A 1,259-nucleotide genomic window follows, 5' to 3' on the forward strand; every position below is an offset into this window, starting at 1 on the left:
ACCACCACCCCAACCCGCCTCGCCATCACACACGCCCGACCCCGAAGGCATAAACGGCGTTTACAGCCACCACCACGAGCAGCACCGCCACCCTCGCAACGTCCTATTTCAGCGGACTCCTAGGCCGAGAAGTCCGGCAAGTGTCCGGTAGTCGTCGTCCAGGGCGTGCCCTGGGCGCTCGATCACCTGCACCGCGACGTGATCGGCACCGGCGGTGATGTGTTCCTCGAGCCGCCCGGCGATCACCTCGTCGCCGCCGCTGACAATGAGGTCGGTCATCAGGCGCTCGCTACCGCCGTCGTCGAGCTCGCCCGCGTAGCCGAGGTACTCCAGGATCCGACGCGAACTGGGGAAGGACAGATACGGGTGGCGGACCGACTCGACGGCGGCCGCGAAGTCCGATCGTTCGACGCCAAGGACGACCCGCTGTTCCGGGGCGAGAAGCGAACCGGTTCCGACCCAGCCGCGAGCGCGACGAGTGTGCTCAGGGGTCACCAGATAGGGATGTGCTCCCGCGGTGCAGGCCCCCGCCAGTTGTATCGCCCTCGGATTCAGCGCCCCGACGACCAGGTGCTCCCGTGGTACGTCGCCTGCGAGGAGTTCATCGATGTAGGGCTTGAGCGCAGCAAACGGAAGCCCACCGGTGCCGATTCCCAAGAGAAGCCTGTCCGGATATCGGCCGACCACGCGCTTGTAGGCGTCGGCGAGCTGAGCCGGCGGCGCCGACGAGATGGTGACGACGCCGGTCGCGATGACGAGATGCTCGGAGGCGTCGAGTGCCTGCTCGATCAAACGCAGGTCGGGGGCCGGGGAACCGCCGATCCACAACGCTGCGAACCCGAGCTCGTCGAGCAACGCAGCCGTCGACGGGGTGGAGGCGTCGCAGCTTCGCCAGATGCCGTAGCGGCCAAGTGCAGGGGTGCAAGGCATGCCCATGATCTTGCCACACCGAGGTATCCGAAAAGGGAGGGGTTGCTCCAAGGCACCTGTTTGGATACAATGGTCTCGCCCAAGTGCGTGGTGTCGCGTCAGTCGCCAAGCCACGAGAGGGCCATCTGCCTGCAACAAAGTGGCCGAGGAGTCATCGATGACCGCCGCGTCAGCCCAGATATGCGCCGATCGGCTCACGGTGCTGGGGGAGATCGAGCAGCGGGTGCGCTGGCTCTCCACCGCGATCATCGACCACGCCAACCGGGTGCGGCCCAACCCGACGGGGTTGAAGGTCGGTGGGCACCAGGCGTCGTCGGCGTCGATGACCA

Annotated in this window: 1 protein-coding gene; it reads right to left on the reverse strand. The window is 66.6% G+C overall.

Going from position 1 to position 1,259, the window contains the following annotated elements; all coding sequences use genetic code 11:
- Window positions 1–108: 108 nt before the first annotated feature.
- Window positions 109–930 carry a TIGR03620 family F420-dependent LLM class oxidoreductase gene (locus LWC35_RS38745; RefSeq protein WP_232875576.1) on the reverse strand — a complete coding sequence of 274 codons (822 nt, stop codon included), beginning with the start codon at window positions 928–930 and terminating at the stop codon, window positions 109–111.
- Window positions 931–1,259 lie beyond the last annotated feature (329 nt).

Origin of the sequence: Pseudonocardia kujensis (assembly GCF_021283305.1) — a bacterium.
Taxonomy (GTDB): Bacteria; Actinomycetota; Actinomycetes; order Mycobacteriales; family Pseudonocardiaceae; genus Pseudonocardia; species Pseudonocardia kujensis.

Bases quoted from the DNA above. Each gene is read 5' to 3' on its own strand.
- LWC35_RS38745 (WP_232875576.1), bottom strand. From the start codon at position 930: ATGCCTTGCACCCCTGCACTTGGCCGCTACGGCATCTGGCGAAGCTGC.